This is a genomic window from Pseudomonas sp. 11/12A, assembly GCF_000800055.1.
GTDB classification, from domain to species: Bacteria; Pseudomonadota; Gammaproteobacteria; order Pseudomonadales; family Pseudomonadaceae; genus Aquipseudomonas; species Aquipseudomonas mohnii.
The window spans coordinates 1,022,276-1,038,661 of record NZ_JUGV01000001.1; the positions used below are offsets into that span (position 1 = coordinate 1,022,276).

Genomic DNA, 16,386 nt, shown 5'->3' on the forward strand with positions numbered 1-16,386 from the left:
ACTAAACCCGGCAGGACCCGACTGCCGGGCAGAGAGAATAAAAATGGACACGATCGTCAAAAGTTACCTGCAAAAATTCGGCGTCTCCGAGGCCACCCAGACCTTCCTTGGCAAGGTCCAGAAAATGTTCATCGGCGGCGCCTGGGTCGAGGCCAGCGATGGCCAGACGTCCGAAGTCATCGAGCCATCCACCGAAGGCCTGATCACGCGCATTCCCATGGGCACCACCGCTGATCTGGACCGTGCCGTGCAAGCCGCCCGCGCCCAGTTCGACGGCGGCGCCTGGCGTCAGGCCAAACCGGCCGAACGCGAGCGGATGATGCAACGCCTGGCCGACCTGATCGAACAGAACGCCGCCGAACTGGCGGAAATCGAATCGATCGACATGGGCAAGTCGGTCGCCTTCGCCAAGGACGTCGATATCCAGGGCACCGTCGATACCCTGCGCTACTTCGCCGGTTGGGCCACCAAGCTGCACGGGCGTACCGTCGAGCCGTCACTGCCGGGCAATTACCTGGCCTACACCCGCAAGGAAGCGGTGGGCGTGGTCGGTGCCATCGTGCCGTGGAACTTCCCGCTGCAAACCATGGCCTGGAAACTGGGCGCGGCCCTGGCTACCGGTTGCACCGTGGTGGTGAAACCGGCCGAGTTGACTTCGCTGTCGGCCCTGCGCTTTGCCGAACTGGTGCAGGAAGCGGGTATCCCGGACGGGGTGATCAACATCGTCACCGGGCGCGGCAGCGTGGTCGGCGCGGCCATGGCCACCCACCCTGGCATCGACAAACTGACCTTCACCGGCTCGACCCCGGTCGGCCGCACCGTGGGCCGCGCCGCGCTGGACGACATGAAGCGCCTGACCCTGGAACTGGGTGGCAAATCACCGGTCATCGTGTTCGCCGACGCCGACATTCCGGCGGCGGCACAGGCGGTCGCCAACGGTGTGTTTTTCAACTCGGGACAGGTATGCGACGCCGGTACACGGGCCTATATTCACAGCAGTGTCTATGACCAATTCCTGCGCGAGCTGATCGCCTACACCCGCACCCTGAAGATCGCGCCGGGGATGGACCCGGACTGCTTCATCGGTCCGCTGGTCTCGGCCCTGCAAAAGCAGCGTGTGACCGAGTACATCGAAACCGGCAAGCAGGAGGGCGCCCAACTGGTCTACGGCGGCCAACCGGTCGAGGGCCCTGGCTTCTTCGTCGAGCCGACCATTTTCGCCCATTGCCGCAATGACATGCGCATCGTCCAGGAGGAGATCTTCGGTCCGGTGCTGGTCACCGCACCCTTCGACGATGTGGAGCAGGCACTGGCACTGGCCAATGACTCGCCCTATGGCCTGGCGGCGGCCCTGTATTCCAATGACCTGGGCAAGGTGCACAGCCTGATTCCCCGTCTGAAGGCCGGCTCGGTCTACGTCAACGCCCACGGCACCCTTGACCCGTCGATGCCGTTCGGCGGTTACAAGCAGTCCGGGTTCGGCAAGGACCTGGGCGCCGAGCAGCTCGACTACCTGCTCGAGACCAAGGCTGTGTGGATCACGCTGCCGGGCTGAAGCTGATCAGGCAAGACAAGGAACAATGCCAAAGTTGAAAGCAATTGCACATCGGAAATTCGGGAACGGCAAGGACGCGCCCCGGGAGTCGTTCACCCGATAAAACGCGGTTTTTTCGTCATGATCTTCCAACAATAAGAGTCCATCATGAACACTAACGCCAAGTCCGCCCCGAGCGTGTCGGTCCTCGATGACAAAATCGTCGTCGAAAGCCATTCGATCGATTTCATCCCCGAGCACGAGCGCACCGACAAACTGTCGAGCCAGGGCCCGTTCTGGTTTCTCGGCAACTTCACCTTCTTCACCATGACCATCGGCTTCGTCGGCCCAAGCGTCGGCCTGACCGCGCTCTGGACCACGCTGGCCGGTACGCTGGGCATCATGTTCGGCACACTGTTCATGGCCTTTCATGGCTCGCAAGGCCCGCACCTGGGCCTGCCACAGATGATCCAGTCCCGTGCGCAGTTCGGTTATCGCGGGGTGATTCTGGTGCTGTTGGCGACACTGTTCGTGTTCGCCGGCTTCAACATCGTCAACCTGGTGTTGATGATGCAAGGCCTGCACACACTATTCGGGTTCCACCCCTGGGCGATTGCGGTGGCGGTGACGATACCGGCCGCGTTGCTGGCGATCCTCGGCCATGACTGGATGCACCGCAGCTTCAAATGGGCGCTGTACCTGTCGTTGCCACTGTACGGTCTGGTGACGCTGGCGGTGCTGATGGGCTGGGTGCCGGATGCGGCGTTGCCGGCGCTCGGCGCCGGAGAAGTGGCCCCGGCACCACTGGGGTTCAACTGGACCGGTTTCATCGCGCAATTCGCCGCCGCGGCGAGCTACAACATCGCTTACGCCCCGTACGTGTCGGACTACTCGCGCTACCTGCCGAAGAACACCTCCAGCGGCAAGCTGATTGCGGTGGTTTTCCTGGGCGCTTCGTTGTCCGGTGCCTGGATGATTTCCGTGGGGGGCTGGCTGGCCGATCACCTGCACTCGACCGACGTGCTGGTGGCCCTCGGACAAGTCGGCAATACCGTGTCGCCGCTGATGGGCACGGCGGTCGTGGTGATCACCATCCTGGCGTTCCTGCCGGTGATCGCGATGAACATCTACAGCGCCAAGCTGACCACGCTGACCTGCGTCGACTCGATCAAGCACATCGAGCCGACCCGCAAGGCGCGGATCCTCGCCATCGCCTTTGTGATCCTGTTGCAACTGGGCGTGGCCCTGAGCATCCAGAGTTCCGGCAAGGGCCTGTCGGTGCTCGGCATCTACCTGGTGGTGATGCTGTACTTCCTGGTGCCCTGGACCTCGGTCAACCTCACCGACTACTTCTTCGTGCGCAAGGGCCGCTACGCCATCCCGCATTTCTTCATGCCCCACGGCAACATCTATGGCAGCTGGGGCCTGCGTGGCATCGCTGCGTACGCCATCGGCTTCATCTCGATGATTCCGTTCTTCTACATCTTCGACGGCGTCGAGCAGCGCGAAGTGTATGTCGGCCCACTCGCCAAGGCCCTGGGCAGCATCGACATCGCCTGGCTGGTCGGGCTGATCGTATCGGGGGTGGCCTACTACTGGCTGAGCCGCTCCATCGATCTCAAGCGCGAAGAGGCGGTCATCCAGCACATCGAGAAAACGTCCCCGCAATTCACCACCGGCGAAAAATTGACCAAATCGTCGAAGCCCGTGTTCAACGAATCGACGGTCCGGAGATAATCATGGCTACGCAAAAATACGACTACATCATCATCGGCGCAGGTTCGGCAGGTTGTGTGTTGGCCAACCGCCTGAGCGAAGACCCGGCCACCTCGGTGCTGGTCCTGGAATTCGGCGGCAGCGACCGCAGCGTGGTGATCCAGATGCCCAGTGCGTTCTCGATCCCGATGAACACCAAGAAGTACAACTGGCGCTACGAAACCGAGCCGGAAACCTACCTCAACGGTCGTCGCATCCACTGCCCACGGGGCAAGGTGCTGGGGGGGTCGTCGTCGATCAACGGCCTGGTGTACATCCGCGGTCATGCCTATGACTTCGACGAGTGGGAATCCCTCGGCGCCCAGGGTTGGGGCTATAAAAACTGCCTGCCGTACTTCAAGCGTGCCGAGAGCTACGAGTCGGGCGGTGACAGCTATCGCGGGCAAACCGGACCGCTGCACACCACCAACGGTAACCACATGAAAAACCCGCTGTACGGGGCCTGGGTCGAAGCCGGCGCCGAGGCGGGCTACATCAAGACCGATGACTGCAACGGCTACATGCAGGAAGGCTTCGGCGCGATGCACATGACCGTGAAAAACGGCGTGCGCTGTTCCACCGCCAACGCCTACCTGCGCCCGGCCATGGACCGTCCGAACCTGACGGTGATCACCCATGCGATGACCCGCCAGGTCATCCTTGAAGGCAAGCGCGCCGTGGGCATCAGCTATGACCACGGTGGCCAGACCCACCAGGTCTATTGCAATAAGGAAGTGCTGATCTCGTCCGGGCCGATCGGCTCGCCGCACCTGCTACAACGTTCGGGCATCGGCCCGGCCGAGGTCCTGCGCAAGGCCGGGATCGCCGTGCGCCATGACCTGCCGGGGGTAGGGGAGAACCTGCAGGATCACGCCGAGGTGTACATCCAGTTCGGCTGCAAGGAACCGGTGACGCTCAACAGCAAAATGGACCCGCTGAGCAAACTGATGATCGGTTTGCGCTGGCTGCTGTTCAAGGATGGCCTGGGGGCCACCAACCACTTCGAGGCCGGTGGTTTCATCCGCTCCGACAAGGGCTTGCGCTGGCCGGACATTCAGTTCCACTTTCTGCCGGCGGCCATGCGTTACGACGGCAACAAGCCGATCAAGGGCCATGGTTTCATGGTGCTGACCGGGCCGAACAAACCGAAGAGCCGCGGCTATGTTCGCGTGCGTTCCGCCGATCCTTACGAGCATCCGGAAATCCGCTTCAACTACCTGGAGCGCGAAGAGGACCGCGAAGGCTTCCGCCGCTGCATCCGCCTGACCCGCGAGATCATCGGCCAGCAAGCCATGGACCGCTTCCGCGATGGCGAAATCGCCCCCGGCGCGCACCTGACCAGCGATGAGGACCTTGATGCGTTCGTGCGTGACAACCTGGAGAGCACCTACCACCCTTGCGGTTCGTGCCGCATGGGCGAGGACGACATGGCCGTGGTGGATTCCGAGTTGCGCGTGCATGGCGTCGCCGGGCTGCGGGTGATCGACTCCTCGGTGTTCCCGACCGAACCGAATGGCAACCTCAACGCACCGACCATCATGCTCGCCGAACGGGCGTCGGACCTGGTGCGCGGACGCAAGATGCTGCCGGCGTCGGATGTGCCGGTGGGACTGGTCGAAAACTGGGAAAACAGCCAGCGGTCGACCCTGCCGGGGCGTAATGTGCGCGTGTAATAAAACCCTGTAGGAGCCAGCCTGCTGGCGATGGACCCGAGAGCGCCGCGTTTATCCAGGCCGCACGCGTTATCGTCGACAACCTTCGCCAGCAAGCCAGCTCCAGCAGGATTGAAGCATTCGCGCAGTTTCACGCCGCGTGCGGACAATTGTTTGCTAGGCTCCAGAGTCCTTGAGACCGCAAAGGAGCACCCTCATGGCTATTCAGGCCCTGCGCGCCGACGCTTCCCACATCGACAAGATCGCCCCGTTATTCGACGCCTATCGCTGCTTCTACGGTCAGTCATCGAACCTGCCGCAATCCCGTGACTTCATTGCCGAGCGCATCGCCCGCGACGAATCGGTGATCTTCTACGCCGAGGACGCCAGCGGCGAAGCCCTGGGTTTCGTGCAGATGTTCCCGACCTTTTCCTCCATCAACGCACACCGCACCTGGTTGCTCGGCGACCTGTTCAGCGCACCCGCCGCTCGCGGAAAAGGCGTTGCCACCCTATTGATGAACACCGCCCGCGACTTTGCGCGGTTGAGCGGCGCCAAGGGCATGACCCTGGAAACCGCTACCGACAACCACACCGCACAGCGCTTGTATGAGTCTTTGGGGTATGTACGAGATCCGGGTTACTACACCTACTGCCTGGACTTGAAGCAGGGCTGAGCCCGGCGCTTCAAGTCGCGGATGTCCCCTAACCGAACACCGGCCGGAAGAAACTGCGCTCATAGCTGAGGATGCAGCGGGTTTCTTCGGCGTACTTGAACGCGGCAATGCACGCCGGGTCGTTCATCGACTGTTGGCGATAGGTTTCATAGGCCGCCAGACTGGGGAAGGTGAACATCGCCAGGGCAATATTGCTGGCACCCTCGGACGGCAGGAAGTAGCCGTGATGCTGACCACCGAATTTCTCCACCAGTGGAATCCACAACTTGCCGTAGTGCTCGAACGCGTCGAGCTTGTAGGGGTCGAGTACGTATTTCAGGTAGCAGGTGACCATCAGTTTTCTTTCCTTGTAAAAGTGCGGGACGGGATGCAAAGGGCAACAGTCTGCCAAGGCCTGCGTCAGACTGCCATCAGCGATTTGCGGCCAGGAATGCGCCCTCATCTGCAGGGTGGCGTTTATGCCGGTTCCCGCAGGCACCCGCAACAAACCCTTCGATAAAAGCGTTGGACATGGTGAAATGGCCGCCCCTTTTCGCCGTGCGTCATCCCGGATCTGGAGCGGTACATGAACAAAGCTGCGGTGCTGACCTTCTTCTTGCTGCTTCAGGCAGGGTTGTCGGGTGCGCAAGCCCAAGCGGCCGGCGATGCCGAGGCCGGCGGGAAACTGTTCAAGCGTATGTGTGGCGGCTGCCACCAGATCGGAGAATCGGCGCGGGCGTTTTTTGGCCCGCAGCTCAACGGTATTGTCGGACGCGCGGCCGCAAGCACCACCGACTACCAGTACTCCGACGCCATGAAGTCATCGGGCGTGGTCTGGACCCGGGAAAAACTCGCTGCGTATATCGAAGATCCAAAGGCAGTGGTTTCCGGCACCCGGATGATTTTCTGGGGCATCAGCGACCCGGAAAAAATCGACGATCTGCTGGCGTATCTGGAGACCTTTCCGGCGCCGTGACCGGCCTGAGGAATTGCACCCCACTTGAACACCTGCTTGCATTCGACCTGACTACCGATAGCATCGGATTTGACCCGCACGCTTTGTAACCATGATCGGCAGGGAACGGCCGCAAGCGGGTATTCAGCCCATCAAAAAAGGACGACTGATGCATGTGCCGATTCACCATGGGGTGACTGAATGGGCTACCTTGTTGAGTCATTTACTCGTCGCTCAGGGAGAGCGCCATGACGGTAGAAATCAAGCTATCGGAAAACGTGACTGAAGAAGAGCGGTCAGGCATTTTGACCCCGTCGCTGGCCCATAATCTCGCCAACCCTGTGATCGCATCCCCCGCCAAACTCCTCTTCCTGCCCGGAGCCTCGGGTAACACCCGGTTTTGGCTTCCGGTTGCTGAGCGCCTGGTCCACCCGGCGCAGCGGGTCCATATCGGCTGGCCCGGCTTTGGAGACACTCCGCCCTTGCCTGGCGTAACCGGCATGGATGATCTGGTGGCTCGCGTGCTGGCCGAAATCGACCGGCCCACAGCGCTGGTGGCGCAGTCTATGGGCGGTATAGTCGCTGTGCGTGCAGCGCTTGAGCGCCCTGAACTGATCACGCACCTGACGCTGACCGTCACCTCTGGCGGGGTGGATATGTCTGCTCTGGGCGCGCATGACTGGCGCCCGGATTTTGCTGCCGCCAACCCGACACTGCCGAGTTGGTTTCTCGACGACCAGACCGACCTCACGCTCCGGTTGGCCGAGTTGCGCATGCCAGTCCTGCTCCTCTGGGGAGATTCTGATCCGATCAGCCCCGTTCGCGTCGGCCAGCGCCTTGCTCAACTGTTACCCCGCGCGGAACTACACGTCTTCCCTGGCGCCGATCACGATCTGGGTTTTACTCACGCAGCCGAAGTGGCAAGGTTGATAGAGGGACATCTGGTCTGATGGTGAGCGGAGCACTGGTTGCCATCGCTTTGGACTAATTGTCCGCCCCCGTGCGCTTCAAGACCTCCTCGGATAACGGACAGACAACCGGGGCATATCGCACCTGAGCTCGCCGGATACTCTGCGCAAACTGCATAGAGATGAAAAAAAGCGTCGTTAAACGTGTGCGAACCAAGATTGAGTCTGTGACAGGCGATTTTGCACCTCGCTAACCTGCTATGGGGCCGTGACAGTCAGAAATCGACTGGAAGCCTTCATTCGACACTACGCCTGCTCAACGTTTAAATGGGTGGGTTTATCTATCAGGCTGCATAAACAATGACCGGCACGTACCAAGGCAGCTGTCTCTGCCGCACAGTCAGATTCGAAATCAAATCAGACCCCAAAGCACTTACACATTGCCATTGCAGTCAGTGTCGCAAAGCTCACGGGGCTGCGTTTGCCAGCTATGGAAGCGTACCGCGCGCTGATTTGCACTTCATCCAGGGTGCAGAACTCATGACTGCTTACCGCTCGTCTGAATCAGTAATTCGTCAGTTTTGCAGCCGATGCGGTTCGTCGTTGTTCTGGTCGAAAAGCCGAGGTGAATACGCTGACTGGATATCCATCGCGCTGGGCACCCTGGACACGTCTATTACGTCCGACAAACAGCGACATATCGAAGTCGCGTCCAAGGCATCCTGGTATGAAATTCAGGATCAGTGGCCACAGGCTCAATGAATGCAATGTGCCGTTTTCGCTCCAAAGCAGACATTCCTCATGTAGCCGTAGAGTCCAGCAGGCGCACCAGAACCAGCCAGAAACGCAATGTCATCGAATCGCTAGGCGGAGCCAATAAGGGTATTTGCATGCACTGAGCACCGTCGCCTCATGCGAAAAGGTGAATATTTGCGAGGATAAATCCGACGACATAGAACAGGAGTGCCAGCGAGATGCCTTGCAAGGGGCGGGTGAACCAGTACAGTTTCGCCATCACAAGGTAGGCGCCAAGCACGATCAAACCTGTGAATCCGAGGAAATAAGAATGAAAGAGCAGCATCGGCTGCTCGAGTGCCAGATATCCAAAAATCGCTCCGAACAAAATTGCACCCAGGCTGTGGCTCGCGTTGAAGCCGATCCATGCTTTCCACACGCTTGTTTGGCGGCTGATGACGGGGGAGGTCGTTTTAAGTCGTGCTAGTAAGTCGGTGTCACGCGGATGGAGTTTGTCGCCAAAGTAGGTGTAGGCCAGATGCACCAGGCCTAACAACATGATGAGTCCTGCACTGATCGTTATGAGTATTTGCGCAAGCATGGCGGTTCCTACTAAATGTTCATCAGGCGTTCGGTTTCGATCCACGCGGAAATCGACGCGGGAAATTCAGGCGAGGCTGGATTGAGACCCATCGCATGGCGCACGTCCGCGCTGCTCACGAAACCTTCTCTGCCGACAATCGCGCCTTTGCTGTGGCCGTGCGCCATCATCCTGCCATCCTGCAGAAACTCGAACGCCATGTAGTTCCAACGCGCGTCCCAGCATTTCATCGAAAAGCGTAAGGTATAAACCGCGAACGGCTTCAGGGCGCGACGGTACGAAATGATGCTACCGCCCAGCATGGGGCGCCATCTCTTGCGTAGCGCGACCTCGGTGAATCCGGCGCGGGTGAAGTATTCGACCAGGGCCAGGTCAGTGATCGTCATGTAGCGACCGTTGTTCATGTGGCCGTTGATGTCGAGGTCATTTGGCCAGACGCGCATGGCCAGCTCGATGGTTTCACCCATCTGGATCGGCGATTTAAAACGGGCTCGTAGCCAGGTCCAGAACAGCCGAAAGTAAAGACTCATGCTGATTTCTCTTTCTTCGATTTTTTTGGCGCAGCTATCGGCCGCGGTTCGATGCGTCGCTGTTTTTCGTAGGCGGCGACTAGTCGGGCAATCCGTGGATCGGTACTGCCGGGGCCCGGAACCCAGTCAAGGTCGCGCAGGGTTAGCGCTTTGCCAGACCGATTGCGAGGTCGCATGGGCTCGATCACTTCGCCCGACTCGCGCTCGACGATCTGGATCGGAATCGAATCGGGAGTTTGTAGCCAGCGGTCGCCCCACTGTAGCAATGCGATTAGGACGGGCAGGAGATCGCGTCCCTTTTCGGTTAGATGGTAGGCCTTGCGAAGCGCATCGTCGCGGACCGACGCCTGCACCAGAATATCGGCGGCAATCATTGCATTCAGGCGCGTGGTCAGGACGTTGCGTGCGATGCCGAGGTGCAACGCAAACTCATCGAAACGGCGCGTGCCGAATACGACTTCGCGAATCAGGAGGAGCGTCCAGCGATCGCCCAGAACCTCTAGAGCGCGGGCGGCAGAACATAGGGACTCGTTGACTCTCTGGCGTGGCATAGGACTTCAAATGCAAGAAATGTAGTCTTGACTCTATGTTTTTTAGTTTCATTAAGCAACTATTTTAGTTTCTTAATAAAACTTAACCTGTGATTTTTCGCAATTCTTTCAAGGCCCCCATGCAGGTAGAGAATGGGAGTGCCAAAGCCGCGGGAAACCTGTTCGGCCCCGCATCCGTTAGGGATAGTCACGGTGGTGAATGGACCAAACGAGCGTTGAAACAATCAGTCGCATCAGTGCGAATGGCGGCTTTTGAACTCATGACCGAGCGTCCGCTTTTGGCCGCTTTTTGCCTGTCGCGAGAGGCAGAAAACGACCCAAAGCAGATGTGTCTAGCAAATCCGGAGCAATTCACTGATGTGGAAATCAAATCCGGTCATGGGCTTTTCTGGCTTTCAAACTGGCTATTCGCGGGCTCTTTACGTAGCGGCAAAGGTGCGGCTGCGATTATCAGTTTGAACCAGCCGGCACGGCTTAACATCCATGAACCGTATGCGTATTTAAAGGGCGTGCTCACGCGCCTGCCGACGCAGCGGGCGAGTGAAGTCGATCAGTTGTTGCCGCATAAGTGGCAACCGGTTTCATCACGCAAGGCGTGGTGTCGGACGCATAAACCTGGCCGATAGCTGTGACAAAGGAGGTGTTTTTCACTAAAAAGTACGTGGGCACCTCCGCCATTATCGCCGGGATTTCCATGCGTCAGAGAACTGCTTGCCCCAAACCTTTTAAAGCCCAAGTCGTCCAGGAATACGTACCGCCGGACGTCTCAATAAAAAGCGTAGCTTTGCGCCGCAGAATAAGCGCAAACCTGATTTGAAAATGGATACCTGCCTATCGTGACCGCCTGACGCCGACGTTGCCCGCTTGGTGCTACGGTGATGGCTTTTTAGCAACCAATTCGAGATAGCCATATGAAACCCAATCCGACAATCGATAACGTATTACGCGTCGCGTTGGTGACAGGATCCACTTCCGGTATCGGCGCAGCCATTGCACGTGTACTCAGCCATGCAGGCTATGCGGTGGTGCTCCATTCGCGAAATTCTGCGGATGCAGGACGTACTATGGCCGCCGAAATGAAGCAGGCTATTTACGTGCAAGCTGATCTTGCTTTCGAAGCTGACAGGGTCAGGCTTGTTAACGAGGCGATCGCCGCGTGGGGGCAGCTCGACGTATTGGTCAATAACGCCGGTATTAGCAGAGTCATTCCGCACTGCGATCTTGCCTCGGCCAACTCGACGGTGTGGCACGAACTTAACGAGGTTAATGTCGTGGCGCCGTTCCACCTGGTCGCATTGGCCGAGTCGGCATTACGCGATGCCGCCCGTGACCGTCGAGCAGGTTGCGTCGTAAACATCAGTTCGCATGCCGGTATCCGTCCTAAGGGTGCATCGATTCCCTATGCGGTAAGCAAAGCTGCGCTTAATCACATGACTCGCTTGCTCGCGGTATCGCTGGGGCCGGAAATACGCGTAAACGCTGTGGCGCCTGGCTTGGTCGACACGCCGCTGACCGCAGAGTGGACAGGTGCTCAAGAGTTGTGGCGAACTCGTGCACCTATGCGCAGGGCCGCTAGCCCAGACGACATCGCAAAAGCTGTTGTAATGCTGGTCGAGTCGGACTATTTAACCGGCGAGATACTCCTCTCCGACGGCGGGTTGAATCTGACCTAGGTTTAGCATGCTCCCGTGTAGCAGTGAGAAGACGAGTCACTCTGTTTCGCCGACTCGGCCAAAGGCCGGACACCATAGCTTTTCAGGGCGGGCTAGAGGACATCGACGGGCGGATACAAATTACCGAGTTGCTGCCGCATAGATGGGCGCCCGTTTAACCACGCAAGTTCTGTTGGGCGGACGTTTGCTGTCCAGGGCCTGGCCAGAAGGCTTTAGAAAATGCATACAGGGCTTGAAGCTTGAAGCTTGAAATTTGAAACAGGCTGCAGCTTCCGCATCTCTAGATGCTGACCGTTCAGTTGGAAGAGTTGTTCAACTGCTGAAGCTCAAGTTGTTTGGCAGCACTGGCTTCGAGGTTTGCACGCTCTTCATCCAGGTACCGATAAATACTTTGGAGGTTGGCGATTTTCAGTTTGATTTCTGCCATCTTCTTTTCAATTAGCTTGGCGCCGTCAGCACAATCGATCAGCTTGTTCCGCTGCGCATCCAGAATCTCGCCTATTTCCCCCAGGGAAAACCCCATGCTTTGCGCGCGCTGGATAAAGTCCAGATCCTGCAGGGTTTGCGCTGTGTAATCGCGATAGTTGTTAGTTCGCCGCTGCGGTGAGATCAGGCCGATTTGCTCGTAGTAACGTAGCGTATGGCGGCTGGCACCGCTGCGGGCCTCGAGTTCGCCGATTTTCATCAAAACACCGCTTGACCATAGAGTTGGGTCGATAGTTTACGCTTCGTTCCTCACCTTAAACAAGGAACAGGAAAATGAGCGTGGAGTGCTTTGTCACGGGGGGTACCGGTTTCATCGGTCAACATTTGGTGGCTTACCTGAGTGCAAAAGGTCACACCATTCAGGTGTTGATGCGTCGCCCGGAGCGACTAGCTGCACTGCGGGAGCAAGTCGACAAGTTGGGAGGCTGCGCAACCCGGGTATTTGCCGTAGCTGGCGATCTGGAACGGGACAACCTCGGGCTGAGTCCTGCTGACCGAGAAGTGCTAAGGCACGCCAGAGTTGTATTCCACCTAGGTGCCCACTTCGCATGGGGGCTTTCAGCGGAGCATTCTCGTGCGGTGAATGTGGAAGGGGCGAAGCGCGTGGCGCTGTTGGCGGCTGAGCAAAAAAGCCGGTTAGTGATGATCGGAGGCTACATGCTGAAAAATCATGAACATTTGCAACGCATCGGAATTGATCCTCGTTATCCGGAGCTGACGAATTGGCCTGCTGTCTACCGACGTGTCGGTGGTTACGAGGGGAGCAAGCTGGAGGCGTATTTTGCGACTCTGGAGGTCGTGTCCACCAAGGGCGGAGAGATTACCGTTGTCCACCCCGCGACGGTTTGTGGCCACAGCCGCACGGGGCATATCCTTGACGGTCAGCCGCTGGTGGAGCTGATACGCAACCTTGTGCAGGGAAAGCTGACAGCAGTGCCTGGTACCGCCGAGCACTGGCTGCCACTGGTTACCGTGGATTACCTGGTTGAACTGGTGGCGGTGTGTGCTTTTGATCCTGCCATGGTGGGCCAGGAACTGCTGGCGCTTGATGACCAAACGCCCAACTTGCGAGAACTCCTGGCACAGGCGGCACAACCTTTGGGCTTAAAGTCTCCCAAGCATTACATTTCACTTCGATTGCTGAAGTTGCTACTGAGTATTCCTCCCGTTGCGCGGTTTTTGAATTCAAAACCCGAAGCCTTGGACTTTATCCAGACCACTCGTTTTGATACAACGGCGGTCGAGCAATTTGCCAACAGGCATGGAATAGCCAAACCGGATATACGTCAGTCTTTGCAGCACACTGCAACGTTCGTCAATTCAAATTGCATAGCCAAGGGCCAGGCCCTCTGACTTCTCCCTTGGGGGCATCCTCAAACTTTGCGCCGTCGATGCAGGACGGCATTCTATCGAACGACAATTCAGCGACAGGGATCGTCAACAATGCAATCTACTTTCAGCAAAGGCGTCATGTTTGCACTCTGCGCTGCGGCACTGAACGCAACGATCGGTGTGCTCAGTAAAGTGCTCATGAGTAATGGTTTCACCGCCAGCAGTGTCGCTGTCATCAAGACCGTACTGGGTTGCGTGCTTCTCTCGATCTTACTGTTTTTCCTCAAGCGCCCGGCGGTGTCGACCAAATGGACTCAAGCGGCTCTCTGCGCGTTCCTTGGCATCTTCGTGCTGTTCCATTTCGAAACGTCCGCCTATCGACACTATGCGGCGGCAGGTGTGGTGGTGGTGCTGATGGCCAGCGCTTCAATATCCTCGATTATTCTGGGGCGTATTTTCCTCAAGGAGGCCATCACCGCGAACGCTACCGTTGGCGCCGCACTGGCTATTGCCGGGATCTCGGTGATCTTCGGCGGCGACCTTCAGCAGGGTTTTACCCTGCAAGGCGCTGCGCTCGCCTGCGTGGCCGGCTGCGGCTATGGGGCCTTTTCGGTTGCCATGAAGCGTATGGGTGTGTCGGGGGGGCTGCACTTCACCCGACAATTATTGTTCTTTGGCAGCCTGTACCTGCTGATGCCGGCTGTAGCCGATGGTTTTGCTATGGGCGAGCTGTCGCCGCTGGCGATCGCCGCGCTGCTGGCGCTGGCCACGCTGCCGACAATCCTGGGCTTCTTCTGCACCACCAAGGCCATCGAGTATCTCAAGCCATCCCAAGTGCAAGCGCTGGAACTGACCGAGCCACTGTTCACCGCGCTGCTGGCGTTTGTGGCGCTCAATGAAGTACCGCGTGAAAGCCTTTACGCGGGAGCGGCACTGATCATCGTCGGCCTGTGTTTCTCCAATGAACTAATCCGCTTGGGCAACAAGGTATCCGTCCCTTCGACCAAGTGAGCTATTTTCGGATCTTGATGACTTTAGCAATCAGTGGCTTTTAAGTATTTTGAGCGACTGACCGCTATTGGCCGATTTCTGCCTGTCACCACAGGCAGAAATCGGCCAGAAGCAGACGCCCAGATATCTCAACGAATCAGGCGTTATCCGCCTGCAATGCAAACGCGGTTGCGCCCACGGTGCTTGGCCTCATAGAGCGCAGCGTCGGCGCGCTGGAACCAGAGCTGCGAGTCGGTCTCGCCGGCATGGGCAGCGAGACCCAGGCTGAGGGTGTGCGGAATGATCTGGCCTTCGAATTCGGTCGGCGTCGCCTCGAAGGCTTCACGCAGGTGATTGGTGATGCGTTCAGCGCCTTCGCGATCAATACGCTCAAGGACCAGGACGAACTCCTCTCCACCGAAACGGCCGACGATATCAGTCTGGCGCGAGTTGGCGCGTAAAATCTTGGCAAAGCTACGCAGTACAGCATCGCCGGCAGCATGGCCATAGGTGTCGTTGACCGTCTTGAAGAAGTCGATATCAACAATCCCGAGCCACAGTGTATCCGGTGTAGCAGGCTGTTTTATCAGCTCGTCCAGACGACGCTCGACGCATTTGCGGTTATTCAGCCCGGTAAGGCCATCTGTATTTGCCGAATGCTCAGCAGCGAGACGTTCCTGCTGCTGGGTACGTATCCACAGGGCGAGAGAGATGGCGAAGCATAGGACTTCGATCAGCGCGGCACTCTGAGTCATCGTCATCGGTGCGATCATGTTGATTTCCGGAAGCCCGCCCTTGATACCGTACCAGGCCCAGGTGACGCTGAGCGCACTGAGACCGAAGGTCGCCCAGCCAATCAGCAGCCAAATTGCATGCGGTGTACCACGCCTCCAACTGACAAAAGCAAAGTACGCATTGATAATCGCGGTGGCGTTGAAGAAGCGGTACATGAGGAAAAGTGTATCGAGAGGCAATGCGCGCAACGCACACAAGATCGCAACCACGGCATTCGCCAACGCAAAGCCCAGGGCCACGCGGTCGAGTATCGGAGCAACGGAGTTCAGGCGCAGTGCCTTGCGGGAAAACAGGAAGGAAAAACACAGCGCGCCGCTGACCAGCAGGCCGAGGCCTTCGTTCGTCCAGAAACTTGTATCCGGTGCAAGATGCTGCGCGAGCAGGCCGCGCAAGTTGAACCACGCGAAGCCAGTACACGTGACGAAGGCGGCATAGGTGATAAAGGTCGGCTGACGCAGCACGATACCGAACAGTAGCCAGATGGCACCCAGCGTGATGTATACGCCCAAGTGTGTTGTGTAGATGGCGGTATAGGCCTGCAGGGCCGCCATGAACGCAGCAGGCTGGTACAGGCGCAAGGTCAATCGCATATCGTCGCCAGACACCGAGCGCAGCCGCACGAAAACCTGCTGTGTTTCGCCAGGGGCGATGCTGTGCATGATCGCAGGTAGGGGCGAAGGCAGAGCGCGGCTGGAAAATGGCAGGCGATCGCCGACTTCCTGCTGCCATGGGGTCGGGGCTGTCACGAAAACCGTCATGGAATCAATCCATGACGTGTCATCAACAAGCACCCAAGGCTGTGCATCCGCGCCTGGATTGTGCAGCGTTAGCCGCAGCCAGAACCCGTCGCGGGTGATGCCCTGATAAAGATCAGCTTGTGTCAGCGGCTTCCACGCGGAGGGATCGAGTTGCTTCAGCGACTCGTAATTGTGTGGATCGCGCTGAAATTCGGCATGACCAACCAGCGACAGGCCATCGAGATTTGCATCAACGGCAATAGGCTCCAGCGCATATACATGTGAATGCGCCAGCAGCGCCAGAACAACCAGCAAAAACCGAAACACCGCCAAAGCTCCATGCCCTCTCATACATTCCCTGCTATTGCTCTTGGTGCAAGTTGGTTTAAGTAACAATATCCCTATGAATAGGCCGCGCTACTCTAAAGCCTCCGAGCAAAAATGAGGAGTCTCGTCGCCAGCAACCAACGGCTGCATTTGGCCGCTTTCTGCCTGTC

Annotated in this window: 16 protein-coding genes and 1 pseudogene; 11 read left to right on the forward strand and 6 right to left on the reverse strand. The window is 58.2% G+C overall.

The window, feature by feature from the left end:
- Positions 1–43: 43 nt before the first annotated feature.
- The 4 genes from GQ39_RS04785 to GQ39_RS04800 all read left to right on the forward strand — a co-directional run bounded on the left by GQ39_RS04785 (position 44) and on the right by GQ39_RS04800 (position 5,617).
- Positions 44–1,555 carry an aldehyde dehydrogenase family protein gene (locus GQ39_RS04785; RefSeq protein ID WP_047527763.1) on the forward strand — a complete coding sequence of 504 codons (1,512 nt, stop codon included), beginning with the start codon at positions 44–46 and terminating at the stop codon, positions 1,553–1,555.
- A gap of 147 nt (positions 1,556–1,702) precedes the next feature.
- Positions 1,703–3,271 (forward strand): purine-cytosine permease family protein, encoded by a 1,569-nt coding sequence (locus GQ39_RS04790; RefSeq protein WP_047527765.1) that lies wholly within the window; start codon positions 1,703–1,705, stop codon positions 3,269–3,271.
- Positions 3,272–3,273: 2 nt separating this feature from the next.
- Positions 3,274–4,962, forward strand: coding sequence for a choline dehydrogenase (gene betA, locus GQ39_RS04795; protein ID WP_047527767.1), 1,689 nt, complete (start codon positions 3,274–3,276; stop codon positions 4,960–4,962).
- A gap of 196 nt (positions 4,963–5,158) precedes the next feature.
- Positions 5,159–5,617 carry a GNAT family N-acetyltransferase gene (locus GQ39_RS04800; protein WP_047527769.1) on the forward strand — a complete coding sequence of 153 codons (459 nt, stop codon included), beginning with the start codon at positions 5,159–5,161 and terminating at the stop codon, positions 5,615–5,617.
- 28 nt (positions 5,618–5,645) lie between these two features.
- Here GQ39_RS04800 and GQ39_RS04805 read toward each other — a convergent pair whose 3' ends face one another.
- On the reverse strand, positions 5,646–5,951 hold the full coding sequence (locus GQ39_RS04805; protein WP_047527771.1) for an NIPSNAP family protein: 306 nt from the start codon (positions 5,949–5,951) through the stop codon (positions 5,646–5,648).
- Between the two features lie 231 nt (positions 5,952–6,182).
- Between GQ39_RS04805 and GQ39_RS04810 the strand changes: the two genes are divergently transcribed.
- From GQ39_RS04810 to GQ39_RS31230, 3 genes are all read left to right on the forward strand, one after another.
- The gene (locus tag GQ39_RS04810; RefSeq protein ID WP_047527774.1) at positions 6,183–6,572 is read left to right on the forward strand and encodes a c-type cytochrome; all 390 of its coding nucleotides are present in this window, start codon (positions 6,183–6,185) and stop codon (positions 6,570–6,572) included.
- 227 nt (positions 6,573–6,799) lie between these two features.
- A complete protein-coding gene (locus GQ39_RS04815) occupies positions 6,800–7,501 on the forward strand; it encodes an alpha/beta fold hydrolase (protein ID WP_236693076.1) in 702 nt (233 codons plus the stop codon).
- A 318-nt stretch (positions 7,502–7,819) separates the two neighbouring features.
- Positions 7,820–8,221 carry a GFA family protein gene (locus tag GQ39_RS31230; RefSeq protein WP_081997844.1) on the forward strand — a complete coding sequence of 134 codons (402 nt, stop codon included), beginning with the start codon at positions 7,820–7,822 and terminating at the stop codon, positions 8,219–8,221.
- Positions 8,222–8,369: 148 nt separating this feature from the next.
- On the opposite strand, the gene GQ39_RS04820 is transcribed toward GQ39_RS31230, so the two are convergent.
- Genes GQ39_RS04820 through GQ39_RS04830 form a run of 3 tightly spaced genes read right to left on the reverse strand, consistent with a single transcriptional unit; the run spans position 8,370 to position 9,876 of the window.
- Entirely contained in the window at positions 8,370–8,795 is a 426-nt protein-coding gene (locus GQ39_RS04820) for an LIC_13387 family protein (protein WP_047527775.1), read from the reverse strand.
- Positions 8,796–8,806: 11 nt separating this feature from the next.
- Complete coding sequence (locus GQ39_RS04825; protein WP_052193469.1) at positions 8,807–9,325, reverse strand: thioesterase family protein; 519 nt, start codon at positions 9,323–9,325, stop codon at positions 8,807–8,809.
- Positions 9,322–9,876 (reverse strand): winged helix-turn-helix transcriptional regulator, encoded by a 555-nt coding sequence (locus GQ39_RS04830; protein WP_052193470.1) that lies wholly within the window; start codon positions 9,874–9,876, stop codon positions 9,322–9,324. The genes GQ39_RS04825 and GQ39_RS04830 overlap by 4 nt, the downstream gene beginning before the upstream one ends.
- 364 nt (positions 9,877–10,240) lie before the next feature.
- Between GQ39_RS04830 and GQ39_RS31235 the strand changes: the two are divergent.
- Together GQ39_RS31235 and GQ39_RS04835 are read left to right on the forward strand one after the other, a co-directional pair.
- A pseudogene (locus GQ39_RS31235) lies at positions 10,241–10,502 on the forward strand (transposase domain-containing protein); the annotation flags it as partial.
- A 285-nt stretch (positions 10,503–10,787) separates the two neighbouring features.
- Positions 10,788–11,549 carry an SDR family NAD(P)-dependent oxidoreductase gene (locus GQ39_RS04835; protein ID WP_081997845.1) on the forward strand — a complete coding sequence of 254 codons (762 nt, stop codon included), beginning with the start codon at positions 10,788–10,790 and terminating at the stop codon, positions 11,547–11,549.
- Between the two features lie 295 nt (positions 11,550–11,844).
- On the opposite strand, the gene GQ39_RS04840 is transcribed toward GQ39_RS04835, so the two are convergent.
- Positions 11,845–12,234, reverse strand: coding sequence for a MerR family transcriptional regulator (locus GQ39_RS04840; RefSeq protein WP_047527779.1), 390 nt, complete (start codon positions 12,232–12,234; stop codon positions 11,845–11,847).
- A gap of 74 nt (positions 12,235–12,308) precedes the next feature.
- On the opposite strand from GQ39_RS04840, the gene GQ39_RS04845 reads away from it, so the two are divergent.
- The gene (locus tag GQ39_RS04845; RefSeq protein WP_047527781.1) at positions 12,309–13,388 is read left to right on the forward strand and encodes an SDR family oxidoreductase; all 1,080 of its coding nucleotides are present in this window, start codon (positions 12,309–12,311) and stop codon (positions 13,386–13,388) included.
- A 90-nt stretch (positions 13,389–13,478) separates the two neighbouring features.
- Positions 13,479–14,378, forward strand: a complete 900-nt coding sequence (locus GQ39_RS04850) for a DMT family transporter (RefSeq protein ID WP_047527783.1) — start codon at positions 13,479–13,481, stop codon at positions 14,376–14,378.
- Positions 14,379–14,521: 143 nt separating this feature from the next.
- On the opposite strand, the gene GQ39_RS04855 is transcribed toward GQ39_RS04850, so the two are convergent.
- A complete protein-coding gene (locus tag GQ39_RS04855; RefSeq protein ID WP_047527784.1) occupies positions 14,522–16,216 on the reverse strand; it encodes a sensor domain-containing diguanylate cyclase in 1,695 nt (564 codons plus the stop codon).
- Positions 16,217–16,386 lie beyond the last annotated feature (170 nt).